At 46.1% G+C, this 25,956-nt stretch carries 21 protein-coding genes and 1 tRNA gene; 11 read left to right on the forward strand and 11 right to left on the reverse strand.

What is annotated here, in order from left to right:
- Nucleotides 1-112 precede the first annotated feature (112 nt).
- From F752_RS0107035 to F752_RS0107045, 3 genes are all read right to left on the reverse strand, one after another.
- On the reverse strand, nt 113-517 hold the full coding sequence (locus F752_RS0107035; RefSeq protein WP_040664450.1) for a response regulator: 405 nt from the start codon (nt 515-517) through the stop codon (nt 113-115).
- The gene (locus tag F752_RS25250; RefSeq protein ID WP_017731024.1) at nt 480-3,161 is read right to left on the reverse strand and encodes a PAS domain-containing protein; all 2,682 of its coding nucleotides are present in this window, start codon (nt 3,159-3,161) and stop codon (nt 480-482) included. Before F752_RS25250 ends, F752_RS0107035 begins: the two co-directional genes overlap by 38 nt.
- Nucleotides 3,162-3,366: 205 nt before the next feature.
- Nucleotides 3,367-3,993, reverse strand: coding sequence for a hypothetical protein (locus tag F752_RS0107045; RefSeq protein ID WP_017731025.1), 627 nt, complete (start codon nt 3,991-3,993; stop codon nt 3,367-3,369).
- Nucleotides 3,994-4,430: 437 nt separating this feature from the next.
- Here F752_RS0107045 and F752_RS0107050 point away from each other — a divergent pair.
- Together F752_RS0107050 and F752_RS0107055 are read left to right on the forward strand one after the other, a co-directional pair.
- Nucleotides 4,431-4,512 (forward strand) — tRNA-Leu (locus tag F752_RS0107050).
- 449 nt (nt 4,513-4,961) lie between these two features.
- Nucleotides 4,962-7,070 (forward strand): sensor histidine kinase, encoded by a 2,109-nt coding sequence (locus F752_RS0107055; protein WP_017731026.1) that lies wholly within the window; start codon nt 4,962-4,964, stop codon nt 7,068-7,070.
- A gap of 266 nt (nt 7,071-7,336) precedes the next feature.
- On the opposite strand, the gene F752_RS0107060 is transcribed toward F752_RS0107055, so the two are convergent.
- The 3 genes from F752_RS0107060 to F752_RS0107070 all read right to left on the reverse strand — a co-directional run bounded on the left by F752_RS0107060 (nt 7,337) and on the right by F752_RS0107070 (nt 9,586).
- Nucleotides 7,337-7,621 carry a DUF4235 domain-containing protein gene (locus F752_RS0107060; protein WP_017731027.1) on the reverse strand — a complete coding sequence of 95 codons (285 nt, stop codon included), beginning with the start codon at nt 7,619-7,621 and terminating at the stop codon, nt 7,337-7,339.
- A gap of 205 nt (nt 7,622-7,826) precedes the next feature.
- Nucleotides 7,827-8,696 carry a bile acid:sodium symporter family protein gene (locus F752_RS0107065; RefSeq protein ID WP_017731028.1) on the reverse strand — a complete coding sequence of 290 codons (870 nt, stop codon included), beginning with the start codon at nt 8,694-8,696 and terminating at the stop codon, nt 7,827-7,829.
- Between the two features lie 278 nt (nt 8,697-8,974).
- On the reverse strand, nt 8,975-9,586 hold the full coding sequence (locus F752_RS0107070; protein WP_017731029.1) for a hypothetical protein: 612 nt from the start codon (nt 9,584-9,586) through the stop codon (nt 8,975-8,977).
- Between the two features lie 382 nt (nt 9,587-9,968).
- Between F752_RS0107070 and F752_RS0107075 the strand changes: the two genes are divergently transcribed.
- The 7 genes from F752_RS0107075 (at nt 9,969) to F752_RS0107115 (ending at nt 18,300) form a co-directional block, all read left to right on the forward strand.
- Complete coding sequence (locus F752_RS0107075; protein WP_026135578.1) at nt 9,969-10,406, forward strand: MarR family winged helix-turn-helix transcriptional regulator; 438 nt, start codon at nt 9,969-9,971, stop codon at nt 10,404-10,406.
- Nucleotides 10,407-10,743: 337 nt separating this feature from the next.
- Nucleotides 10,744-13,146 (forward strand): 3-hydroxyacyl-CoA dehydrogenase/enoyl-CoA hydratase family protein, encoded by a 2,403-nt coding sequence (locus F752_RS0107080; protein ID WP_017731031.1) that lies wholly within the window; start codon nt 10,744-10,746, stop codon nt 13,144-13,146.
- 39 nt (nt 13,147-13,185) lie between these two features.
- The gene (locus F752_RS0107085) at nt 13,186-13,536 is read left to right on the forward strand and encodes a four helix bundle protein (RefSeq protein WP_017731032.1); all 351 of its coding nucleotides are present in this window, start codon (nt 13,186-13,188) and stop codon (nt 13,534-13,536) included.
- 39 nt (nt 13,537-13,575) lie between these two features.
- On the forward strand, nt 13,576-14,748 hold the full coding sequence (locus tag F752_RS0107090; RefSeq protein WP_017731033.1) for a thiolase family protein: 1,173 nt from the start codon (nt 13,576-13,578) through the stop codon (nt 14,746-14,748).
- 36 nt (nt 14,749-14,784) lie between these two features.
- The gene (locus F752_RS0107095; protein ID WP_017731034.1) at nt 14,785-15,171 is read left to right on the forward strand and encodes a four helix bundle protein; all 387 of its coding nucleotides are present in this window, start codon (nt 14,785-14,787) and stop codon (nt 15,169-15,171) included.
- Nucleotides 15,172-15,199: 28 nt separating this feature from the next.
- Entirely contained in the window at nt 15,200-16,999 is a 1,800-nt protein-coding gene (locus F752_RS0107100; protein ID WP_017731035.1) for an acyl-CoA dehydrogenase family protein, read from the forward strand.
- Between the two features lie 1,097 nt (nt 17,000-18,096).
- Nucleotides 18,097-18,300 (forward strand): hypothetical protein, encoded by a 204-nt coding sequence (locus F752_RS0107115; protein WP_017731038.1) that lies wholly within the window; start codon nt 18,097-18,099, stop codon nt 18,298-18,300.
- Nucleotides 18,301-18,590: 290 nt separating this feature from the next.
- Here the strand turns inward: F752_RS0107115 and recG are convergent, their stop codons facing one another.
- The 5 genes from recG to mutY form a co-directional block, all read right to left on the reverse strand.
- Nucleotides 18,591-20,690, reverse strand: a complete 2,100-nt coding sequence (gene recG / locus F752_RS0107120; protein WP_017731039.1) for an ATP-dependent DNA helicase RecG — start codon at nt 20,688-20,690, stop codon at nt 18,591-18,593.
- A 152-nt stretch (nt 20,691-20,842) separates the two neighbouring features.
- Nucleotides 20,843-21,442 carry a gliding motility lipoprotein GldD gene (gldD, locus tag F752_RS0107125; RefSeq protein ID WP_017731040.1) on the reverse strand — a complete coding sequence of 200 codons (600 nt, stop codon included), beginning with the start codon at nt 21,440-21,442 and terminating at the stop codon, nt 20,843-20,845.
- Between the two features lie 38 nt (nt 21,443-21,480).
- Complete coding sequence (gene gldE / locus F752_RS0107130) at nt 21,481-22,911, reverse strand: gliding motility-associated protein GldE (RefSeq protein WP_017731041.1); 1,431 nt, start codon at nt 22,909-22,911, stop codon at nt 21,481-21,483.
- A gap of 24 nt (nt 22,912-22,935) precedes the next feature.
- The gene (locus F752_RS0107135; protein ID WP_017731042.1) at nt 22,936-23,397 is read right to left on the reverse strand and encodes a single-stranded DNA-binding protein; all 462 of its coding nucleotides are present in this window, start codon (nt 23,395-23,397) and stop codon (nt 22,936-22,938) included.
- Nucleotides 23,398-23,449: 52 nt separating this feature from the next.
- Nucleotides 23,450-24,586, reverse strand: coding sequence for an A/G-specific adenine glycosylase (gene mutY, locus F752_RS0107140; RefSeq protein ID WP_316928868.1), 1,137 nt, complete (start codon nt 24,584-24,586; stop codon nt 23,450-23,452).
- An 86-nt stretch (nt 24,587-24,672) separates the two neighbouring features.
- On the opposite strand from mutY, the gene F752_RS0107145 reads away from it, so the two are divergent.
- Together F752_RS0107145 and F752_RS0107150 are read left to right on the forward strand one after the other, a co-directional pair.
- A complete protein-coding gene (locus tag F752_RS0107145; protein ID WP_017731044.1) occupies nt 24,673-25,008 on the forward strand; it encodes an HU family DNA-binding protein in 336 nt (111 codons plus the stop codon).
- Nucleotides 25,009-25,033: 25 nt separating this feature from the next.
- A complete protein-coding gene (locus F752_RS0107150) occupies nt 25,034-25,912 on the forward strand; it encodes a tetratricopeptide repeat protein (protein WP_017731045.1) in 879 nt (292 codons plus the stop codon).
- Nucleotides 25,913-25,956: the final 44 nt, after the last annotated feature.

Consider the following 25,956-nt stretch of genomic DNA (forward strand, 5'->3'; position numbering starts at 1 on the left):
TAAATGCAATGGCTAAACAAACTCTTGTCCAATTATTTTACTAAAATAATTGGTAATTCGGGGTACTGAACCGGGATACAGGCAGAGGAGACACCTTCTTATTTAGTAAGAACTAAATGAAGGCACCACTGAGGAGCTTACGGATATCTTCCTGGCTGAAGGGTTTTTGAAGGTAACCTAAAAAATTATAATGTTTCGCACTGTTGAGATCTTTGGGACTACTGGAACTGGTGAGCATTATTACGCTTACTTTATCTTTCCATTTCCGTTTCTCAAATTCTCCCATAAACTCAAAACCATCCATTATAGGCATATTCAGGTCAAGGAAAACGAGCAGGTGCCCCTCCTCTCCCTTAGAAAGCAGGGGGTGGTCGTCCAGGAAGTCAAGGGCCATTTTACCGTTGGTAACTACCTCCAGCTCAGGAGCAAGGTCCATTTCAGCAATTAAAGATTTGGTAATATAATTGCTGATTTCATCATCATCTACCAACAGTATTGCACTCAGGGGTTTCTTCATTCTGCAGATAAATTTTAAAATTTGTTCCTTGGCCGACTGTGCTTTCAACTTCAATACGGCCACCATTGTTCTCTACAATTTTCTTAACAATGTAGAGGCCCATACCCGAGCCTTCCACATTTTTATGAAGGCGCTTGAATAGCGAAAATATCTTTTCGTACTGGTTTTCCGGAATTCCTTCACCATTATCCCGTATGCTAAGTACAACTTCTCCATCCCTGTTCCTACTTGTTGTTACAAACAATTCGGGCGGTCGGTCGGGAGAGCGGTATTTAATGCCGTTGGCCAGCAGGTTGTAAAAGATACTGCGAAGGTTTTTACGGTCGAAAGCTATTTCCTCTACCTCAAAAGAGGAATGGATAATGGCCCCGTTCTTCCGGATAAGACCGTTAATATCCTGCTTTACATCTTCAAAAACCTCAGGCAGCTGAACAATTTCGTTTACCTGATCTTCCAGCTCTTTCTGCATTTTGGTTACATCCGAAAGGTCGGCAATGGTTTGCTTAAAGCGGTCGATAGAGGTCTTCATCATGGCCAGCAGGTTATGATCCTTCTCGGGGAGCCTTTCCTGCAGCTTTTTATCCAGCAAAATCAGCAAGCCTTCGAGGTTTGCAATGGGTGCTTTCAGGTCGTGCGAAGCGGTATATATAAAGCTGTCGAGGTCGGCATTGATCTTTTGGAGCTGAACATTTTTATTTTGTAATTCAGCCGTACGTCTTTGTACCTGCTCTTCCAGTTCATTATTGGCTTCCTTTAGCAGCTCTTCGGTCCGGACCAGCTCTTCGTTGGTTTCGTGCAGCTTAAAGTTTGTTTGCTTCAGTTCTTCGTCGGCTTTCTTCTTTTCGTTTATATCGCGGGTAATACCAATAATCTGGATGGGAAAGCCTTTGGCATCTCGCCTGAAAACATGATAGCGGGCACTAACCCATATATACTCTCCTGTATTTCTTCGAATTCGGTACTCTACCTCTCTGGCTTCAGTTCCGGTATATTCTCTGTATTCCTTCAGAAACTGCGTAGCATTTTGCATATCCTCCGGATGGATCATCTTTGGTAAAAACAGAGGATCTTTGCGGAGCTCCTCCATTTCCTCTGCGGAGTAGCCCAGTACCTGTGTAAGCTCCCTGTTGCCATAAATATTGGCCCTCTTTTCAAGGTCAAAAACAGAAATGATATCAGGCGTTGTTTCGGTTACTTTCTGGACAAAATACTGCTCTTCCTGTATCTGGAGTTCGACTAATTTACGTTCTGTAATATCGAGCGAAGTGCCTTTTAGCTGATACATCTTTCCATCGGAAGAGAAGACCAGTTTTCCATTGCTCTGTAACCAGCGGATACTTCCATCGCGCCTTATAATTCGGTGCTGGAAGGTATAAGACTGCTTTTGCTCGATGGCACGAGCGATGGTTTGTTTTACAAACTCGAGATCTTCCGGATGGATAAATGTGAGGTATTCCTCATAATTCATGGAAAGTTCTCCGGTAGATAGCCCGAATATCCGCTTCATTTCCTTCGACCACCATACGTTGTCAGATGGGATATGGTACTCGAAGCTGCCTAAATGGGCAATTTGCTGAGCCTCCTCGAGCTGATCTACTGTTTGCTGGAGGGCTTCCTGTGCCTCCTCCAGCTGGGTAAGACTTTCCTGCAGCTCTTCATTGGCCGCCTCTATTTCTTCGCGTTGTTCAGTGAGTTCTTCATTGGCGGCTTGTAGCTCCTCCCGTTGTTCGGTTAACTCTTCATTAGCCGCCTGCAGCTCTTCTTTATGTTCTTTGAGTTGTTCCTCGGCTTTTACCCTTTCGCTAATATCAGTGATAACGGCCATACAGCCACAAACCTGCTGGTGCTGGTCGTAAAGAGGGCTTACATGAGCATCGTAAAAGCCCTTGCGCGATTTAAAGGGATGGCGGGGGAGGTGAATGCTCTTTCCGTTCAAAGAATCTTCCACAGCCACTTCTATTTCAGTTCCTGCCAGGGCTGGTATCAATTCAAAAATGGAACGGCCAAGGGCCTTATTTTTTTCTATGCCTAGTATTTGTTCCAGGGCCGGATTCCATTCCGTAACCTCCTTCTGCCGGTTTAAGGCCATTATGCCTCCGGTATTAAATTTTATGAGAGAGGTGAGAAAGGAATTCTCTGAATGCAGGTTTTCCTGCTGAATATCGAGATATACCTGAAAAGCCCATTGTTCGATTTGCTGGTGCAGCTGTTCGAGCTCCTCCATAATGGCTACTATAAGCAGGCAATCGGAGGTATAGCCTGGTAACAGCTGCAGGATCACCTGCTTGCGGATGCTGTACGTGAGTACGATATCGTTAAGCTGTACCGCCTCACGGGAGAAGCCTATCTGTTTCCCGTTCTTCCACTCGAGGAAAGATTTCTTTGCCTCCTGGAGGGCGGTGTGGCTAGCCAGCTGCTCAAAAAAATCTTTTACGCCTTTTTTCGACAGCTCAAAAAGTTCGGCTTCGGTAAGGTGGGCGAAGAGCTTTAGTAAGGGCAGCTTCGACTGCTGTGCAATTTTAAGGTTAAGCTGCGTAGCTTTGTCTAACTGGCTGGTTAAGACATGAGTAGCCAGGCCTTCGAGCTTTTGGTAGCTGATTTCAGGTTCTCCTTCTGGCGATTGTGCAGGTCCTCTAAGTTCCATTAATAATCTTTTAACTCACGAAATGTTTGTACTCTTAAGTAAAGTATTGGCGCCAAAATAAGGTGTGGAGCAGAGATAAAAGAATCTTCAGTATGCAATTTACTTTATTTTCTGATACCATGGATATAAAAAAATCCTGAACTGTTTTAGTTCAGGATTTTACATGCTGATGAGAATATTATTTTTGGCGGTTTGGTGTAAAGCCCTATTTACTTTTTTGAGAGGAAGAAAGTCGCTGGTTCAGTTCTTCCACGGCATTACGTTCTGTCTGCAGGTCGCGCATCAGGCGGGTTTCTTTTTCCCTGGCTCTTATTTTAAACTCGTTAAATTCAGTATCGAGCGTTTCGTACTCATTTTTTTTCTTTACGGCCACTTTATTGCTGCTTTTATACTTATAAATGGCAATAGCCAGAATAATGAGCAGTATTCCAATTATACTCCAGACAATGGTACTGTAGGTGGCCTTTTGCACATCTATTCCCAGGAACTCAATGTGCTCAATATCGTACTGACTATCTTCGACGGCCAGTTGCTGCTCTTCAAGCTCATCCTGCAGGCGGGTAATTTCCTGTTGCTGGGCCGAAATTTTGTTCTGGGCTTCTAAAATATCCTGTCGAATGGTGCTCAGAGAATCTCTTACATTGCTGTAGAACTGGTCGAGCAGGGTCTCTTTAACCACCTTGTACTCCTGGTAGGAGTTAGATGCGCTTTTCATGGAACGGAACTGTTCCTCTAAAGTAGGTGGTCCCGTAGGCTCATCCTGTGCATAGGCAGTGCTGCTCATGCCAATTAGTAAAAAATAGAAGATAATGTATACTTTCTTCAGCTTCATAACTCGTTTTCGTTTAGAGGCATAGCCTGGTTCATTTCCCAAAAAGAAGGTTTTATCCTCAAATAGTCAAGTTCTTTTTGCTTATAAATTAGCTGTTTACAACATAAACCGCAGCAGGAATGAACAGAATGCGTTTTATATAAATAAACAAAACAAAAAAACTTGTTGAATGTTGTCAACTTTTCCACTTAAATCTTCCATTTGTGGATGCTGGCTGCAACGATAAAGCTACCCAATAGGTTGTAGTTAACAAAAGAGAAAGGAGTACGAAGAGGCAGGCATGCACTTCTCTTCCACAACTAATTCCAGTGTAGAGGACTTTTTCGGGCAGCGAAAAGGAGGGGTAATTTTTTTTGTTACAGGGAACCTACTCCTTGTTTTATTGATTAAGAGTAGTATATTTGCAATCCCAAAGCAATTGAGTGAGGGAAATATATGCGCAAGTGGCGAAATTGGTAGACGCGCTGTCTTCAGGCGGCAGTTCCGCAAGGTGTGGAGGTTCGAGTCCTCTCTTGCGCACCTGGGCGGACAATTCAAGGAAATTCCTAGAGTTGTCCGCTTTTTTTATGACCATTTTTTAGTGGGAGGTGAAGCCTGAACTGAATTTGTGACTGGTGCCGTAAATGGTCGATAAAGCATAGATAAACCCAAATTAGCGGTTGGTGGGCGAAGTAAATCTTCTGGCACCTGGCCATCATAAACATTTTAAGCGCTTTGGAGTGTCAGTTCCGCTTAACCTTTTGATCATTCACCATCTGTTAGGGATATCCAAAAATCAGAAAAAGTAAGATTTAAGAGCCTCTTCGCAAGAGTAGCCGTGTTCCTAGGTTAAATTGCGCCACCTCCTGACAAAAGTATTAATGTTGTGGTGGCAATATTTCAAATGGAGTTTACTAACTTGGAGAATGAACATTTTCGGCTTTTAACCAGGTAAGCTATTAAATTTTTTAAAATCAGATTAATTATTAATGTCCAGTATTAAAGGTCCCTCTACAGCCAGCCGCCCTTTTAGCTTATTTGGGGGTGAAGGGGAAATGGCGGCTCTGATGCGCGCTTACGACTGGGAATCTCATCCCATGGGAAAGCCCGAGCAGTGGCCGGAAAGCTTGAAAATAGCTATACGGCTTATCCTTAATTCGAATTTTCCGATGTTTATCTGGTGGTCCAAGGATTTGTATATGTTCCATAACGACGCCTATTTGCCTGCGCTAGGAGAAAAGCACCCCAGGGCTTTAGGCGCTTCGGCCAGAAAAATGTGGAGAGAGATATGGGGCGACATTGGACAGGTGGTAGAAGAAGTAATTGGAAATGGCCGACCTTTTTATGCGAAGGAACTCCAATTGTTCCTGGAAAGGAAGGGCTTTTCAGAAGAAACTTTCTGGACTTTCTCCTATAGTCCTGCTCCAGACGATGAGGGCGGAATAGGCGGCCTTTTTTGCGCCTGCAATGAGGAAACTAAAACTGTTCTGGGGCAGAGGCGCCTCAGAACTATAAAGGATGTTGCAGATGCAACCGTGCAGGTTGAAACACTGAGTGGCGCCAGTCTCCTGATAAGCGAAGTGCTCTCTAATTGTCAGCATGATGTTCCTTTCAGCCTTACGTATATTCTGGACAGAGAAGGAACAAAAGCAAAGTTATTAGGGCAATCAGGTAAAATACCCCAGGAATTAGCGCCCGTGGAGGTAAACCTGCTTCAGCAAGGGGAAGTTGATGTGTGGAGCTTAGTTGAGGTTTGGCGGAGTGGTAGTATGAAGGCCATTCAACTTTCTGTTGATGTTAAGGGCATAGGCTCTGGTAGAAAAATTAATGAAGCGGTTGTACTACCGATTCTGAAACCAGGTGAGGATAAACTTATTGGTTTTTTTGTTTCCGGCATAAGCACTCAGCTGGAATATGATGGAGACTATAAAAACTTCCATGAGTTACTCGTAGGACAAATTGCCACCTCATTTGCCGGTATACAGGCCCGCGAAGAGGTAAAAAGGCAACAAGAGGAGTTGATTAACTTATTTCAGCAGGCCCCTGTAGCCATTGCCATTTTGCGGGGTACTTCCCTGATAGTAGAGCTCGCTAACCCGAGTATGTGCGTGGTTTGGGGCCGTACCTACGAGCAGGTTATTAATAAACCTGTTTTTGAAGCTTTGCCAGAAGCAAAAGGTCAGGGGCTGGAAGAACTGCTCGAAGATGTTTTAGTAAATGGAGCCACCCACGCATTTAATGAATTCCCTTTGGTGCTCAGGCGTGGCGGAAAGCAGGAAACTATTTATGCTAATTTTATTTATTACCCTTTCAGGAACTCCAAAGGAGTGGTAAAAGGCGTTACGGCCATAGCCGTTGAAGTAACTGAACAGGTAGAGGCAAGGCAGCAGATTGAAGAGAAGAATAAGGAACTGGTAGCCATCAATGCCGACCTTGACAATTTCGTGTATTCCGCTTCGCATGACTTGAAAGGGCCGATTCTGAATATTGAGGGCTTAATGAAAGTTTTAATGCCCCGGCTTCCTGAGGAAAGCCTCCGGAAAAAGGAAGTTGAAACGGTGGTGAAAATGATTTTCGGATCTATAGAACGCCTGCAGGCCACTATTTCTGACCTTTCTGAAGTATCCAGGGTGCAAAAAGAGGCCAATGAAGATGTACAGGTGGTAGATGTTGCCCTTGTGGTAAATGAGGTATTAAAGGATATGGAGTTGGAGGTTCAGAAATCGGGAGCGATTATTGAAACCAACTTCCAATCACGTCCCCTTCTTTTTTCTCCTAAAAATCTGAGAAGCATCATTTACAACCTGCTCTCTAATGCCATTAAATATCGGTCTCCCGACCGCGAGCCCCACATTCGCTTGTTTTGTGAGGAAAAGGATGGTGAGATGGTGTTTGCTGTAAAGGACAATGGTTTAGGAATGAACCTGAAGTATAAAGAGAAGATATTTTCTATGTTCAAGCGGCTTCATTCACATGTTGAGGGCACGGGAATTGGCTTGTACATTGTAAAGCGGATTGTGGAAAATGCAGGAGGAAGAATAGAAGTGGAAAGCAAGTTAGGGGAAGGATCCACTTTTACCATCCACTTTAAATTATAATTGCGGCTCATTCTGCAAATGCCGGCTCAGCTCCCTTCCTAATAAGCCTTTACCCACTTACTTTTAAATACAGTAATCTTTTTAAATGATTCTGCTATCAAATAAGAGTGGTTCTTTTTCTCTGATAAGCTGCTTTTGCTTTAATTCAGAAAGAAGGAGGCCGTACGCTGTTTTGCAAAAATTAAAATCAGGCGGACAAACCCGGTCTTGTCCGCTTTTCTTATGCTGCTGTGGCTGGTTTCGATACAAAATGGATTATTTCAGCCTCACACACTGGAGGGCCTGGGGCCTTTGTATTTCTCCCATGAAGCATCGACCAGTATTTTCATCAGCACTTTAGACAAGCCTATGCCTAAGCCTGTAGCTGCTCCCCACATAAACGCATCTTTCCATTGTACCCCAGGGTCCGATGGGTTCTCCGGCGGCTCGTTTTTAGTAAAGTTCTTCCAGCCCTTTTTTAATAAAGTGTGGGTACCTACTGCCACGGCAATTGTTGCTAATTTATCAATTGCCTTGTACTGGTTCTTTCGTGATATACTTAATATGCTCATAAAAATAGTTTGTAACGTTAAATCATGTTCTGATAAAAGATACGGGGAGCACAGCTGCAAAGTTTAGTTTATGAACAGATAGGCCCTTATTCCTGCAGGGGAAGATAGTAAGTGCTCTGTCTTCACCTTAATTTAAACGAATAGTAGAGCAAAAAAAATCAGCGACAGGCAAAGAGAACACCCACTCCCGGGGAGGAGGCTCTTACTACTCGAGCTTTTTTACCGCAAGGGCAAAAAGGGCGGTGCTAAAGAAGGTAAATGAGCTGTAGATGATAGGCATAATAGCTAAGTCGGGCCTGTTAAGGATAGTATTCGCCACAAAAATAGCCAAAGCATTACTCTGGATGCCTACGACGGTACTAATAGTGTAATGGGCCTTTTTATCTTTAAGAACCAGCCGTGCCAGCAGGTAAGAAGCAAGGACCGCCCCAACGTTTAAGGCAATGGCATAAGGATACTGGTTCAGGTACTTCATTATATCTAAGCTGCTGCCTCCGCTTTCCAGAAAAATGGAGCCTCCAAAAATTATCAGGAGAATGACCGGCATCCCCCATTTCATTATTTTTTCCAGTTTTATGGCTATTTCTTCTTTATTCTCCCGGAGTAGCACACCTAAAGAAATAGGGATGATAACAGTGATGCATATTTTTAGAATAGTTTCCCAGAAAGGCAGGGAAATTTGCTGGCCCTTCGATTCAAATATCTGAAGCGCAAGACTCACTATCAGTGGAATGGCAATGAGCGAAAGAACACTGCTAAGAGCCGTGGTAGAGACCGCCAGCGCCAGGCGACCATCTAAATAATAGGTAATAAAATTAGGCGATGCCCCGGAAGGGCTTACCGACACCAGTACCAGGCCAATTTTGGCCCATGTAGGGAAGTCGAGCAGGAGGGCAATCAGGAAGGCGATAAGCGGTAAAAGAATCATCTGTCCGATCATGGAAACAGTAATTTCCTGCGGCTTTACTATGATTCTTCGAAAATCTTCCAACTGTAGGTTTATCCCTACTCCAAACATAATGGTGCCTACGAGAAAGGGCAAACCATATTCAGCAAATAAATATGCAATATCCAAAGTAAACGCTAAGAGGTGCGAAATTAATAAAAATGTTCCCTTTCTTTTTCAGAAAGAGCATAAATGTTCAGGTAGGGCTGATATTCTGCACTTAATGTAATCCCACACCTTAAAACCCGCGCTCCTGTAATTTTCTGTTAACGCTCCTGGAGCAGGGGAATCAAAAGACTTTTTCCTCTACGTTTTCTTTAGTGGCAAAGTTCTGCTGCTGTCCCTGCTTTTGCCCGGTCAGGGAGGAGAGAGGCAGGAGCCATTACTGGTGAGAACGGGAAACCAGCTTAGCTTTTAGCTTCTATTTTATGTACGAGATAGTCGGTAAGCTGCCTCCACTGAATTTTCTGAAAGAAGATCCATCCTCCTTCGGCCACAAGCGTATTAATCAGTTCCCGCTTTCCGGCATCAGTGCCCTGGTTATTGATACCTTCATTTTTCCCGATTTCATAGGCATAGAGGGTTTGGCCGTTCAGGGTTATTTTAAAGGTGCTGGTTGCTTCATCAATAAAAAAGTGTTCAATGTCCTCGCCTCCCTCACGAGGGTCCCTGCTGGGGCTCACCGTAAATTGCGCCATTTCATTATTTTGCCGGATATCTGTTACCACCACCCAGTTTTCCGGAGCGGGAAGCGGCAGCATTATCCTGATATAATCTCCTTTTTGTGGCTCCCGGTCGCCTGCCGGTTTGCCGCTGCTGGTGTAAAGTTCGAAGGTGGAGGTTAGGCCAGGCAAATCCGACCATTTATTTACATTGAACAGCTTTGCTTTTGATCTTTCGAAGGCCCGAAGAGCAGCTTCTTTGCCGGGGTACTCACTTTTACTGGAGTAAACTTTATCTTTTGTTCCTTTACCCCCTAAAATCTTCACCTGTTTAACAACCTTTTCTATGATACCCATTTTTATATCTCTTAAAGTTATTTCGACTTCTGTTGACTGCCAGCGGCGATTATTTAAGTTCTTCCTCCTGGCGCTTTGCTTTCTGGTATACGAGTCGGCTGGCAGAACTGTTCTGTGGCAGGGACTATGAACCTGGGCATGAGTTTAAATGGTAAGGCAATTGGAGCCCGATTGGTGTAATCCGTTTTGGGCAGGAAGTGCTGAGGCTTTTACCAGGGAAAGCGGCAGGCAAAAGATCAGGAAAAAATTTTACAGAAGGTATGCATGCATACTAAATATTTTTTATATTTGACAACAGGGGGCCAGACTCTCTTTACGCACCTGCATCAGGGTATTTGTAGTATAAAATACTGTGATGGCAGGAAAAGGAAAAATTTTTAGTATGAAACGAGAAGACACAGTCGATTATAATATTAAAGCATCCTGGCATGCCATTTCGCGCATGTACAACCAGGAGGCCATGCAATACGATATTACTACTTCTATAGGTTTTGTGCTGCTGAATATAGATACTGAAGAGGGTACCCCGGCTACTAAAATAGCCCCTCTCCTGGGCCTGGAGGCACGCAGTCTTACGCGTATGCTAAAGAGCATGGAAGAAAAGGGTCTCATATACCGAAAGGCTGACCCGGCCGACCGAAGACTGGTACGTATTTTCCTGACAGAGAAGGGAAAGGAGAAAAAGGAGGTTTCCAGAAAAACGGTAAAAGCTTTTAACAAAGCAATAAAGGAATCAATACCAGAAGAAAAGCTAAAGGTATTCTTCGAAGTTATACATCAAATTAACCGGGTAGTTGAGGAGCAGAAATTTAAGGAATGAGGGAGATCATGGATAAGAGACTTGAGACAATGGACGTAAGAACCAGGAACCAGGAGGCATGACAAGAGAAGCCCCAAAACCGCTGTCATTACGAGCCGACGTGACAATCTGTTCCTAAATGAAGGGCAGTACAAAAGAGGAAGGTTTTAGAAAGTACTAATGTTCGGGAGATTGCCACGCCGCTATGCTCCCGCGCCGCTTCGGCTCGCCATGACATTTTCCATTGGAGATGCCTGAATCCTTTATACAAAACACTTTATACTGTAAAAACGAACAACTGAAAACCAACAACCATCAACTAAAAACAAAAGCATCAACCATAAAACAATTTTTTTATATGAAAAGAACCATTAATAAGGTAACCGTATTAGGCTCCGGTATTATGGGCTCGCGAATAGCGGCACATTTTGCCAATATCGGGGTAAAAGTACGCCTGCTCGATATTGCCCCCTTCGAACTGAATGAAGAGGAAAAGGCGAAAGGGCTGAGCCTGGACGACCCAAGGGTAAAAATGCGCATCGTGAACCAGGCATGGGAAAATACTTTAAAATCGAAGCCTGCCTCCCTCTACGATGCCTCTTTTGCCGAGCGCGTAACCCTTGGCAACTTCAAAGACCATATGAAGGACATTGGCGACAGCGATTGGGTAATTGAAGTGGTAGTTGAAAACCTGAAAATTAAAAAGCAGGTATTTGAAGAGGTAGAGAAGTACCGCAAAAAAGGCACCCTCATTACCTCCAACACCTCGGGTATCCCCATCCACCTGATGCTCGACGGCCGTTCCGATGATTTTCAGAGACACTTTGCAGGCAGCCACTTCTTTAATCCGCCCCGCTACCTGAAGCTGCTCGAAATTATTCCTACCCCCAAAACTGACCCTGAAGTTACCGACTTCCTCATGAAGTACGGCGACCGCTACCTTGGTAAAACCACCGTACTGTGTAAAGATACTCCTGCCTTTATCGCCAACCGTGTAGGTATTTTTGGCATTATGAAGGTGGTCGATACCATGAAGAAAATGGACCTGAGTGTGGATGAAGTGGACAAGCTAACCGGTCCTGTAATTGGCCGCCCCAAATCAGCTACCTTCCGTACTTCCGATGTCGTTGGCCTCGATACCTTAGTAAATGTGGCCAACGGGCTCTACGAAGGTCTGCCAAACGATGAGCGCCGCGAAATATTTAAGCTTCCGCCCGAAGTAAATGCCCTGGCCGAACGTAAGTGGCTGGGCGATAAAACCGGGCAGGGCTTCTATAAAAAGACCAAAGACAAGGAGGGCAAAACCGAAATCCTGACGCTCGACCTGAAGGATATGGAGTACAAGCCGAAGCAAAAAGTAAAATTTGCCACGCTTGAACAAACTAAGCCTATCGAAAACCTGCGCGAGCGTATGCCGGTGCTGCTTTCAGGCAAAGATAAAGCCGGCGAATTCTACCGCGACTCTTTCTACGGTCTGTTCGAGTATGTTTCGAACCGCATTCCGGAAATTGCCGACGAGCTCTACCGTATCGACGATGCCCTCCGCGCCGGTTTTGGCTGGGAGTTAGGACCCTTCCAGACATGGGATGCCGTTGGCGTGAAAAAGACGGTTTCCAAAATGGAAGAAATGGGCTATAAGCCTAAGCAGTGGGTGTACGACATGCTGGAATCCGGTAACGAAAGCTTCTATAAAGTAGAAGGCGGGCAGAAGCTGTATTACGATATCGACAGCAAGTCCTACAAAGCCGTACCAGGTACCGAAGAATTTATTCTGCTCGATACTCTTCGCAAAAATAGCAAAGTATGGGGCAATGCAGATGCAACCATCCTCGACCTGGGCGATGGTATCCTAAACCTTGAGTTCCATAGCAAAATGAATACCATGGGTGCCGGCGTGGTCGAAGGCATCAACCGCGCCATCAGCCTTGCCGAAGAGAAATACCGCGGCCTCGTTATTGCCAACGAAGGCGCTAACTTCTCGGCCGGAGCCAACCTTGGCATGGTGTTTATGTATGCCATTGAGCAGGAGTACGACGAAATCGATTTCATGATTCGCCAGTTCCAGAACACCATTATGCGGGCCCGCTACAGCAGCATTCCGGTTGTAGTGGCACCACACGGCATGACCCTCGGTGGTGGCTGCGAGCTTACCATGCACGCCGACCAGGTGGTGGCTGCGGCCGAAACCTATATCGGTCTGGTAGAAGTGGGTGTTGGTCTCATTCCCGGTGGTGGCGGTACCAAGGAGATGACGCTTCGCGCTGCCGATGAGACTGAAATCGGTGATGTGGAATTTAATGTGCTGCAGAACTCCTTCATGAACATTGCTACCGCTAAGGTAGCCACCTCTGCTCATGAAGCGCGCGGCATGAACATTCTCCGGAAAAAGGATATGATTGTGGTGAATAAAGACCGCCAGATTGCCGATGCCAAAGCGGCCGCCATTGCCATGGCCGAAGCCGGCTATGTGCAGCCCATCCAGCGTACCGATATTAGGGTGCAGGGCCGTTCTGGTATGGCGCTCTTCCTGGCCGGTATTCATGGCATGCGTGCAGGTAATTATATCTCTGCCCACGACCAGAAGATAGCCGAAAAGATAGCCAACGTCATGTGCGGCGGCGATCTCTCTTATGCACAAAATGTATCGGAGCAGTACCTGCTGGACCTCGAACGCGAAGCCTTCCTCAGCCTCTGTGCCGAAAAGAAAACCCTTGAGCGCATCCAGGCCATTTTGCAGGGCGGAAAACCACTTCGTAACTAGTAGTGGGTATTGAGTAGTGAGTATTGGGATTTACAGATTATGCACAACTACAAAGAATTGAATGTTTGGAAGTTAGCTGTAGACTTCGCCACAGATGTGTATAAAATCACTGCTCAATTTCCTGCCGAGGAGAGATTTGGGCTGCAATCGCAAATTAGGAGGAGTGCAGTATCTATTGCCTCCAACATTGCTGAAGGTGCAGGTAGAAACTCTAAGGGAGAGTTTAAACAGTTTTTAGGAATCGCATACGGATCTGCCTATGAGTTGGAAACACAGTTCTTCATTAGCAGAAACTTAGCATTTATAACAGAAGAAGAAATTAACCAGGTGGTGAATAAAATTGAGACTATCCAAAAAATGATTTACAAGCTTAAATCCAGCCTTAGTTAGGCTGTCTCAATACTCACTACCCACTACTCAATTCTAACAATGAACGCATACATAATAACAGGATACAGAACAGCGGTAACGCGCGCCAAGAAAGGCGGCTTCCGCTTTACACGGCCCGATGATTTGGCCGCCGATGTAATTAAGCATCTGGTAAAAGAAACTGGTATCGACCCGCACACGGTCGATGACCTTATTGTAGGCAATGCCGTACCCGAAGCAGAACAGGGTATGCAGATGGGGCGGATGATTTCCCTCCTATCGCTGCCACTCGAGGTACCGGGCATGATTGTAAACCGCTACTGCGGCTCCGGTCTCGAAGCTATTAACATTGCTGCTACCCGCGTACATGCCGGTATGGCCGATTGCATTATAGCAGGTGGTACTGAAAGTATGTCCATGGTGCCGATAATGGGCTACCGCACAGCTCTTAACTACAAAATTGCCAAAGAGCACCCCGACTACTATACCAGTATGGGGCTTACAGCCGAGCACATTTCAAAAGAATTTAATGTAAGCCGCGAAGATATGGATGAGTTTGCATTAAGTTCTCACCAGAAGGCTCTGAAAGCGCAGGCGGAAGGAAAGTTCGACGAGGAAATCCTGTCCATAACCGTGGAGGAAACCTACCTCGACGAGAACATGAAGAAAAAGACGCGCAGCTATACTGTAGACAAAGATGAAGGACCGCGTGCGGAAACCAGCCTAGAAGCACTGGCAAAACTGAAGCCGGTTTTTGCGCAGGGAGGTTCCGTAACAGCAGGTAACTCCTCTCCTACTAACGACGGTGCAGCCTTTGTAATGGTCGTAAGCGAGAAGTTTCTGAAGGAAAATAATCTGACACCCAAAGCTCGTTTTGTAAGCTATGCCGCAGCCGGTGTGGAACCTCGCATCATGGGTATAGGTCCAGTCGCAGCCATTCCAAAAGCACTGAAGCTGGCAGGCCTACAGCAGAATCAGCTGGACCTGATTGAAATGAATGAAGCCTTCGCGGCCCAGTCGATTGCTGTATTCCGCGAGCTCGATCTGAACATGGACATCCTGAACGTAAATGGAGGTGCCATTGCCCTGGGTCACCCGCTGGGATGTACCGGCGCCAAGCTCAGCATCACCATGATGAACGAAGCCAAACGTCGCAACTCTAAATACGGCATGGTAACTGCCTGCGTAGGCGGCGGTCAGGGCGTAGCGGGGATATTTGAATTTTTACATTAATCGTTGATGGTTGTTCGTTGTTAGTTGTTCGAAAAAATGAGTCAGTTACAATACACCGATTTAGATGTGTGGCAGGTTGCGAGAAAGCTTGTGAAAGAGGTGTATGTTCAAAGCAGAGCTTTTCCGAAGGAGGAAGCCTTTGGTTTAACGAGCCAAATAAGACGAGCAGCCATCTCTGTCCCTTCTAATATAGCAGAAGGATGTGGAAGGAGCAGTAGCAAAGAGTCCGTGCACTTCTATTTTATTGCAAGAGGAAGTCTTTATGAATTAGAAACCCAACTTTTTCTGGCACTTGATATGGGATTTCTATCTCATGAAGCATTTGAATCTCTAATCCAGCAAGCAGAACGGTGCAAGAAACTACTGAATGGATTTATCCGGTACTTCAAAGCCAAATACGAACAACCATCAACGAACAACTGACAACGAGTAAATAAAATCAACTAAAAATATGGAGACAGCACAAAAAAACGATGCCCTCAAAGGCGGTGAGTTTCTCATCAAGGAAACGCCTGCCGAGCGTGTGTTCATTCCCGAAGAGTGGAGCGAAGAACAGCGCATGATTGCCCAAACCTGTAAAGACTTTCTGGAAACAGAAATTTACCCTCGGCTTGAAGATATTGATTCAATGAAGCACCCGGAGCTGATGCCGCAGCTGATGGACAAAGCGGGTGAATTAGGACTGTTGGGAACTTCTATTCCGGAGCAGTACGGCGGCTTTGGCATGGACTTCAACACCTCCATGCTGGTGGCCGAAGTAACCGGTGCCGGTCACTCCTTTGCTGTAGGGCTTTCGGCCCACACAGGAATTGGTACCCTGCCCATTCTGTACTATGGCAATGAAGAGCAGAAGGCAAAATACCTTCCTAAGCTGGCAACCGGCGAATACAAAGCTGCTTACTGCTTAACTGAACCCGATAGCGGCTCAGACGCCAATAGCGGTAAAACCAAAGCGGTTCTCAATCCCGAAGGTACCCACTACATCATTAATGGACAGAAAATGTGGATAACCAACGGCGGTTTTGCCGATATCTACATTGTATTTGCCAAAATAGAGGATGACAAAAACCTTACTGCCTTTATTGTAGAGCGGGAGTTTGGTGGCATCACCATGAATGAGGAAGAGAAGAAAATGGGTATTAAGGGCTCTTCTACCCGCCAGATTTTCTTCAACGACTGCAAAGTGCCGAAAGAGAATATGCTTTCCGAGCGCCAGAACGGCTTTAAAATTGCCGTAAACATTCTCAACATTGGCCGTATTAAGCTTGCTGCTGCGGCATTTGGTGCCTCCAAGGCAGTTACTGCCAATGCCGTGCGTTATGCCAACGAGCGTAAGCAGTTCGGTACCGCCATCGCCAACTTCGGTGCCATTAAGCACAAGCTGGGCGAAATGGCCTCCCGTACCTATGCCTGCGAATCAGCCTCCTACCGTGCCGGGCAGAACATCGACGACGCTTATGAAAAGCTGGTTGCCGGCGGTATGGAAGAGGCACAGGCGAAGCTGAAATCTGTGGAAGAGTTTGCCATTGAATGCGCTATTCTGAAAGTGCATGGTTCCGAAGTACTCGATTATGTCGTGGACGAAGGCGTGCAGATATATGGTGGCATGGGCTTCTCGGCCGATGCGCCGATGGACCGTGCCTATCGCGATGCCCGAATCAACCGTATTTTCGAAGGCACGAACGAGATTAACCGAATGCTTACCATCGATATGCTGATGAAGCGTGCCATGAAGGGCGAGATCGACCTAATGAGTGCAGCCATGGCTGTGCAGAAAGACCTGACTTCCATCCCTGACTTTGGTGCACAGGAAGAGGGTGGCTTTATGGCTGCCGAAAAGAAAGTACTGGCCAATCTTAAGAAAGCAGGCCTTATGATTGCCGGTGCCGCTGCCCAGAAGCTGATGCAGAAGCTGTCGCACGAACAGGAAATACTGATGAACCTGGCCGACATGCTGATTGAAGTATACGCGCTGGAATCTGCCATCCTCCGTACCGAAAAGCTGGCCGGTATGCGTGGCGAAGAAGCCGTGCAGCCACAAATTGACATGACCCGCATATACATGATGCGTGCCGTGGAAATTGCCGGACAGTCCGGCCGCGAAGCCATCTATGCTTTCGCCGAAGGCGATGAGCAGCGCCTGATGCTAATGGGACTGAAGCGATACACCAAAGTAGAGCCTTTTAACGTAAAAGACGCTCGCCGCCGTGTGGCCGATGTGCTGATTGCCAAAAACGAGTATCCTTTTTAGTAATAGTTAAGCATTGCTTATATAGCCTCCGGAAATTTTTCGGGGGCTTCTTTGTTTAGCTTTCCCGCAATCTAAAGTTCGTAAACTGTTGCTTTAAATAGTTGTGGGACGGAAAGCTTTTGCAGCTGCCATAAAATCGCTGCAGTTGAGCAGGGGTAAGCCTTTTCCAAATATACTGGGGGCTTCTGGTAAAGGGCTACTTTAGAGATTTTTCAATTGAGTGCAGAGATGAGCTGAGAGAGGAATGACTGTCGAAGCCGCCAGTAGCCAGAGGAGGGCCTTTTGCTGCTTGTTTTTTAGAGTAGGAGCGATCGGTTCTGCGTAATAAAAAATGGTAACCTCCTGCCTGGCCATAGGCCCTGCGAATAGGTAGTGGAAAAGTAATTAAAAGCAATGGATGATGAAGGAAAGCTTTCCCCGACTGACTGCAGTACAGCTAGCAAGCTTGACAGATAATTGGAAGCGCTGGAGATGTCTGTTTGTAAAGCACTCTTTCGAAGTTAATTAAGGAGAAAAAAGAGGCTTTAGTGTCTTAGCAGGAAGCTTTTGGTAAATGGATTCCTGCAGAACCACAGGTTTTTATCCACAGGTAAGTTTTTAGCGGATAAGATATTTTTACTGCTCCGGTAGCAGCTCTTTCTCCTATTGCTTCCCGGGCTTTGCCTTCTTCAGGAGAAAGCGGTAGAGACCGTTCTAAACCTGTAACTTCCTCCAAATTAAACGCTGCACAAAGGATTAGCAGTGCAGAAAAGCCTTTAATTTTGAAATTCGGAGCAGGTATTTATCCTTACGCCCCCTGTACAAATTCTATAATGCTTCATCTTATTAAGTTAAAGAGTTTATTGCATCAACAAATTATAACTACTTAAAATGGAGCAGTATAAAACGTAAGTTTTATGCAGGCAGGACAAAGATACACTATATGTAAAGTTATATTTTAGTGTATCTTTCATTTGTTGCCGGCCAGTCCACAATCCCCTTTTAGCTTGAGGGCTAAAAACTTACTACTTTTAAAGTGTTCCGGAGGCAGTGTTTTCTTAATAGGCAGTTCTTCTGGAAAGGTAAACTCCAACTTTATCTGATAAACTTTAGAAGCCATGAAGATCATTAAGAAAACCTTTCAGGCAATGGTTCTCAATCTGCTTATTATTGCCTCCTTCTTTGTATTCGTCAACTGCTTTAATAAGCAGGAATTGTGGCCGGTGGTTGTTTCCGGTAGTCTGTTGATGGCCTTTATTCTTATGAAGGTATCTATGATGTCTAAAGCCAACCACAGCACTCAACAACGATACTATAGATAAAACTTTACTACAAAAACAAAGAGCAGTCCGGTAGTTGTTAAGCAACTGCCTGACTGCTTTTTTATTTTCTTGTGTGGCACGCGTTGCAAACGCGCGCCAGCGGGAAAGGAGCGGGAGAATGTACAAGCAGGCAGGAGATTGCTTCTTCACTTCGCCTGGCTTCGTTCATCGCAATAACATTGTTCGTGGAAGAAAGTACCAAAACCAGCCACTGAGCACCAGGCACTATTCACCAGCAATAAGCAGCCGCTGCTGCCTGCCACCAGTCATTAACCTCCAGCCACGGAAGGCTAACTAATCCGGCTCCAGTTGAGAACGTCCTGTGTTTGCGCTTCTACCTGCCGTTTTACATCTTTATTCTGTGTAAGTTCCAGCAGTGGGTCCTCCTCCAACAAAGCACTGGCAGCATCGCGGGCGACCTGGAGAATTTTGCTGTCCTTGCTCAAATCGGAAACAAGTAAGTCGGTAATGCCGCTTTGCTGGGTGCCGGTAATATCGCCGGGGCCGCGGAGGCGCAGGTCCATATCGGCAATTTCAAAGCCATTATTGGTTCGCACCATCGTATCGATACGGATGCGGGCCTCCTTGCTTAGCTTAAAGTCAGTCATTAATATACAGTAGCTCTGTGCGGCACCTCGCCCTACCCTCCCGCGTAGCTGGTGTAGCTGGGCCAGGCCAAAGCGCTCGGCGTTTTCAATAATCATGACCGAAGCGTTGGGCACGTTAACGCCTACCTCTATTACCGTGGTGGCCACCATAATTTGCGTTTGCTTTTTAAGGAAGCGCTGCATTTCATACTCCTTTTCCTCGGGCTTTTGCCGGCCGTGTACAATGCTTACCTGGTACTCCGGCTGCGGAAAGGCGCGACAGATGCTTTCATAGCCATCGGTCAGGTCTTTGAGGTCTAGCTTCTCAGATTCTTCGATGAGTGGGTACACGATATATATCTGCCTGCCTTCTTTTATTTGCTCCTTCATGAAACCAAATACGCGCAGACGGTGGGCATCGTAGCGGTGTACGGTCTGGATAGGTTTACGGCCGGCGGGTAGTTCGTCGATTACCGATACATCGAGGTCGCCATAGAGCGTCATGGCGAGGGTGCGTGGAATAGGCGTGGCGGTCATCACCAGGATGTGTGGCGGGTACAGCTCATTTTTATTCCAGAGGCGTGCCCGCTGTGCTACCCCAAAGCGGTGCTGCTCATCAATTACGGCCAGTCCGAGATTTTTAAACTGCACTGGGTCTTCGAGTAAGGCATGGGTGCCAACCAGTATATGAAGCACTCCGCTTTCGAGGGCCTCATGAATTTGCCGACGTGCTTTTTGCTTTGTAGAACCGGTGAGCAGCGCAATGTTGAGGCCCAGCTTTTTGGCAAATTCTTTCAGGCCGTGGTAATGTTGGGTGGCCAGAATTTCGGTGGGTGCCATGAGGGCTGCCTGGGCACCGCAGCCAATCGCCAGCAGCATCGAAATAAAGGCTACAATGGTTTTGCCGCTACCTACATCGCCCTGCAGGAGGCGGTTCATTTGCTTGCCGCTGCGTACATCGGCATAAATTTCCTTTACCACCCGCTTTTGTGCTCCGGTTAAATCGAAGGGAAGGTGATCTTTATAAAATCGCGTAAGCAACTCCGGATTATCAAATACCTGCCCTTTGTATTTTTCGGTACGACCCAGCTTTAGTTTTAACAGGCGTAGCTGAATGTAAAAAAGCTCCTCGAATTTAAGCCTGAAAAGGGCTTTGGCAAGCCATTCATGGTCTTTCGGAAAGTGGATGCCCTGGAGGGCCTCTTTTTTGCCCATGAGGCGATATTGCTCCAGTAGATGCTGCGGAAGCGTTTCGTGGATATAGTCTGCGGCCAGCTTGAGCAGCTGCTCCTGAATTTTGCTAATGGCCTTGCTGTCGATAAACTTCCGCTTGAGCTTTTCGGTGGTGTGGTATACCGGCTGCAGGTAGCCGCCGGCATTGTTATAGTCGGTGAGCACTTCCAGCTCGGGGTGGGCAATGCTGTATTTCTGTCCGAACTTGCTGGGTTTGCCAAAGGCAACATAATCAGTGCCGGAGCGGAGGCTTTTAGCTACCCATGCGGCCTTGGCAAACCACACCAGCTCTATTTCGCCAGTCCCATCGGAAAAGTAGGCCACCAGGCGCTTCTTTTTACCTTCTCCTACCATTTCCAGGGAGCGAATACGGCCTTTCAGCTGCACATAAGGCATCTGGTCGTTCAGCTGTGCAATAGGGTAAAAGCGGGTGCGGTCTTCGTGGCGGAAGGGATAATGCTGAATGAGGTCACCATAGGTAAACAGCTGCAGCTCCTTTTTCAGCAAATCGGCTTTTTGTGGCCCAATGCCCCGTAGGTATTCGATAGGAGTACTAAAAAAACCAGCCATTATTTTAGTATTGAGTAGTGGGTATTGAGTACTGAGACGTGAGGAAATGAATGATAGGATAAAAGGGATTTCAATTTGCCAGCCATTCACTCATTTTATCATTCACTCATTCGTAATTCACTCACTCAAAATTAATTCGGCACATTACTCCATTACTCCCACTTCAGGGTATTCAGCATATGGATGATATCCTTTTTTACATACTCGATAACGGGAGCAAGGGAATCGTTTTGAGTGGCGGTGCGGAAATAAAGTGCGCCTCTCAGGTAATGTTCGGTCGAGTCGGTTGTAAAGAACTGGAACTGGCTCGGCACCTCACCCTCCAATTCATTTACCACCGCTACATGGCCATTGGGGGTACGAACAATGCCCTCTTCAATGGAAGAGGCCTTAATTTGGTGCTTGGTGGTGAGTTTATAGGCATCACTGATGTGTTCCTTCAGCTTTTCTTCACTTCCGTTGAGCGGTTTATAAGTAAGCTGCACATTGGCGACCATTTCAGGGTAGTAGATGTTGATCCAGTAAGGTTCGGCAATCCAGGAGGTATCAGGCAAAATAGTGGCATGCGCCGAGTACTCGAAGGTATAAGGAAAGCTGTCGGGCAGCTGCTGGTAACGGTGCTCCGGCAGCTCTATGCGGTTATAGGCCTTTGGTTTAGGCGAATAGGTATTGCCGCCATCGCAGCTGGTAAAGAAGAAAGAGGCTGTACAAAAGATGCACAGCCAGGTATAGCGTAAGAAGGCTTTTTGCATGTATATGAAGTATTCAATTTCGTTTTCTGATAACGAAACTACTGCACAGATATTCCGGTACCAGCTTCTGTCGGTACAGGTTTTATCAATACCCGCACCCGTTTTATTCGCTTGATATCGGCAGAAACCACGGTAAAAACAAACTTATTGTAATAAATACGTTCTCCGGCACGGGGCAGCTTGGTGTTTAACTCGAGGAGTAAGCCCCCTAATGATTCGCTGTCGCCTTTAATTTCTTCGAACACTGCCGGGTCTTCGTTAATAATTTTGCAGAAATCGTTTAATGAAGTTTTGCCTTCGAAGATATAGGTGGAATCGTCGAGTTTGTTGTACGCCACATCGTCGTCGTCAAACTCATCATTAATCTCTCCCACTATCTCCTCAATAATATCTTCCAGCGTAATTAAGCCGGAGGTGCCGCCATATTCATCTACCACAATGGCCATATGGATACGCTTTTGCTGGAAGTCCTTCAGCAGAGAATCGATTTTTTTGTTCTCCGGCACAAAGAAGGCAGGGCGTAGCAGGCTTTGCCAGTGAAAAGTTTCATTCTCGTTCAGGTAAGGGAGCAAGTCTTTTACATACAGCACACCTTCCAGCTGGTCGACTGTTTCGTGAAATACGGGTACCCTGGAGTAGCCCGACTTATTTACTTTGTCCATGAGCTCATGGAAGTCGTACTCGATATCAAAAGCGGTGATGTCCATGCGGGAGCGCATCACCTGCCTTACCGTAAGCTGGCCAAAGTTAACAATTCCTTTCAGGATGCCCTTTTCCTCTTCTGTTGTTCCTTCTGAAGTGGTAATATCAAGGGCATGGTTTAGGTGGTCGACTGTAATCTGGTATCCTCTCCGCTCTACCCTTTTCTCAATTACATTGCTTACCCTCATGAGCACCCAGGCAAGCGGAGAAAAGAATGTTTCGCCAAAAGCAATAAGGCCGGAGGTGGTACGCGCAAAGGTCAGGTTATTCTGATTGGCATACACCTTGGGTACTACTTCTCCAAAGAAAACGATGAGGAAGGTAACCGTAAAGGTTAAAGCAGTTACCACCAGCCCTTCGGTGGTTTTAGTGCCCAGCGCCCGCCAGGTAACATAGGTCGAGAGGGTAACAAAGGCAATGTTCACGAAGTTATTCAGAATCAGAATAGTCGCCAGCAGTTTTTTAGGCCTTTCCAGCAGGTGCAGAATGCGGCCATCGGTAGGCCGGTTACTCTTCCGGCATTCGGCAATATCATTCGTGGAGAAAGAGAAAAAAGCGACCTCGGAGCCTGAAATAAGGGCTGAAAACACCAGCAATATCAGTAACATCAGTCCCGTAACAACATAAAAAGCCACACTACCTGTGTTTACAGAAGCGAGCAGCGGTTGAAGTACAATACTGCTATCGCCCAATAACAGGTGTTGGCCAGTTATCCACACATATCCTAACAAGCCGGCCGGGAAAGGATCGTCTATTGAAGTATCCAAAATTTAAGTTTTCGTTCCGAAAAATCAGAAAGGTAGATCGTCGTCTGCCCCTTCGTCGCTAAAGCTGTTTGGCTCAGGCTGGCTGCCGGAAGCTCTGGAGCCGCTCTCCGAGCGGTTATTGCCATATTCTTCCTGCCCGCCGTTGGCACTATCTGGCCGGCCGCCCAGCATCGTCATATTTTGTGCGCGTATCCTGGTGGTATAGCGCGTATTACCGTCTTTATCCTGCCACTCTTCCGTCCGGATTTTTCCTTCTATATACACCGAGCTTCCCTTGCGCAGGTATTGTTCAGCAATTTTGGCAAGGCCCTCCCAGCATTCCACGCGGTGCCACTCTGTCTGGGTTACCTTCTCGCCATTTTTATTGGTGTAGGTCTCAGAGGTGGCCATATTAAAATTGGCAACAGATGCACCACTGGGTAAGTTCCTGATTTCGGGATCGGCACCAAGGTTCCCGATTAAAATAACTTTATTAACTCCTGCCATAAATGAATGAAAGTGTAAAATTAAAAAATTAAATCCGTATAACTAAAGGTACTTAAAAATTGAGCTTCTCCAAAACGTTTTTAATCAATACCGGCTTCGGTAGTGCCAGCGTTTCTGCAGGATTAAATGCCTGCAGCTGCGACCTTTCTGCCGTAAAAGTCTGAAGCGCCTGCTCGCTTGCCTGGAGTACAAAAAATTTTACATGCAGTAGCTGATGTGTGAGCTGATGCTTATATACTTCCGACTCCTCAACTAAAATACTATTTTTCGCCATAAGTTGTTGTATTCCTTCGTCCTTAATTGCATCAGTATCGAGCAGCGTGTTGTCTTCTACCAGGTAAAAGTCATACAATCCCCTCCAGATATCGCCTGCAGGGCGGGGGCGCATTAAAATTTCTCCTGCCGGATTGAGGATGATGAAGTAATGAAAATAGCGATGTTTTACTTTTGTGGCTTTCTTTTTAACCGGAAAGTCCTTTTGCATGCTGTGCTGGTAGGCATAGCAAACTGCCTGCAGGGGGCAGTACAGGCAGAGCGGTTTTTGGGGAGTGCAGTGCATCGCGCCAAACTCCATAATAGCCTGATTAAAGGTGTCGGGCTGCTCCGGATCGATCAGTTCACTGGCCAGTGCAAAAAATTCGTTAAAGGCCGGGGGTTGTGCAATATTGGTGGTGATGCCAAACAGTCGGGCCAGTACCCGGTATACATTTCCATCTACTACGGGTACTACTTCACCAAAGGCAAAGGAGGCAATGGCGGCGGCAGTATAGCGGCCAATGCCTTTCAGTTTTAATAAATCCTTGAAATTATCGGGGAAACGACCATTATGCTCCTGCACAACAGTTTTGGCGCAGGCATGTAAATTTCGGGCGCGGGAGTAGTAGCCCAGGCCCTGCCACAGGCGCAGCACTTCCTCTTCTTTTGCCTCGGAAAGTATCCTAACCGTTGGGAAGGCGGCAATAAAACGCTGATAGTAAGGTAACCCCTGCTGTACTCTAGTTTGTTGTAAAATAATTTCTGAGAGCCAGATGTGGTACGGATCGCGGGTATGGCGCCAGGGCAAATCGCGCTGATTTTGGGCGTACCAGGCGATTAATGGGCGAGCTATATGTTTGGTAGAGTCCAGATTATTAATGACTTTAGTGATTAATGGTAAGATTTTGTGAGGTAATATTTTTTGTATTATGATGTTTTAATATTTCACCTGACCTTATACATTTGTGACAAGTTGTGGTTGAAACGGAAATTTCAAAATTAAAATTAAAACAAGAAAACGTGACTAAAGCAGAGGTAATTACAGAAATAGCTGAACAGACTGGTATCGACAAGACAGATGTGCAGACTACCATTGAAGCCTTTTTTGATGTAGTAAAGGACTCAATGGCCAACGGGCATAACATTTATGTAAGAGGGTTTGGTAGCTTTGTTAACAAAAAAAGAGCTAAAAAAATTGCCCGTAACATCTCCAAAAATACTGCAATGGTAATTGATGAGCATTTCGTGCCCAGCTTTAAGCCATCGAAGGTTTTTGTTGAGAAAATTAAGGAAAGCGACAAGGTAAGGGTAATTGATGTGCAGGAGTTGAAACTAAGTGAAGAGCTTAACGGTTAATGAGGCAAAGCGCTGAATATTAATCATGTCGAAAAAGCAATTAACTGGTATACTCGTTGCACTGATATTAGTCGGTGTCTTATTTAGTCTGCCAAAAGTAGTAGTAGAGAGCGAAGCCAAAAAGGAGGCTGCTGTTGCAGAAGGAACCGCCACAGTTAATGCTGCAGGCCCTGCTTCGGAAGAGGCTCATGACCCGAATCATGAAGGTCATGATCACGAACATGAAGAGGGAATGCATGTGGGAGCGATGGGTGCAGAGCAACTCCAAAGTGTTGAAAGTCTTAGAGAAAAGATCAGTAAATCGGGAAATATAGAAAAAGTTGCTATATTTGCCGACTCATTGGCAGCATTGTACGCGAATAGCTTTATTTTCGACAGTGCAGCCTACTATGCTGAACTGGCCCTCTCAAAAGAGAAAAGCCTGCCACGTGTATACAAGGCAGGTCTTTATAATTTTGAGGCGTTTAACTATTCAGTAGAAGCCGGGCGGCAGCAGGCTTTTGCTAAAAAGGCAGAAGACTACCTCTCGCAGGTGCTAAAGGAGAACCCTGAAAGGCTGGATGCTAAAAACAAGCTGGCCATGCTAAAGGTATCTTCTCAAAGCCCGATGGAGGGAATCTTTATGTTGCGCGAAGTTCTTGAGAAGGATCCGGATAATGCCGAAGCCCTCATGAATATGGGAATGCTGTCGGTACAGTCCAGCCAGTTCGATAAAGCTGTCGGGCACCTGGAGCGCTTAACGAAACTTAAGCCCGAACATGTGCAGGCCCAGTTTTATTTGGCTGTCAGCTATTTTCAGCTGGGCCGTAAGCAAGAGGCAAAACAAGGCTTTTTAAAGGTGAAAGAGCTCGATAAAAGTGCAGATGTTGCGGCTACAGTCGATGAGTACTTGAAGAATTTATAGTTAACGTATTTGTTTATAATTTAAAGCACAGAATTATGCCTTGC

The organism is Nafulsella turpanensis ZLM-10 (assembly GCF_000346615.1).
Taxonomy (GTDB): domain Bacteria; phylum Bacteroidota; class Bacteroidia; order Cytophagales; family Cyclobacteriaceae; genus Nafulsella; species Nafulsella turpanensis.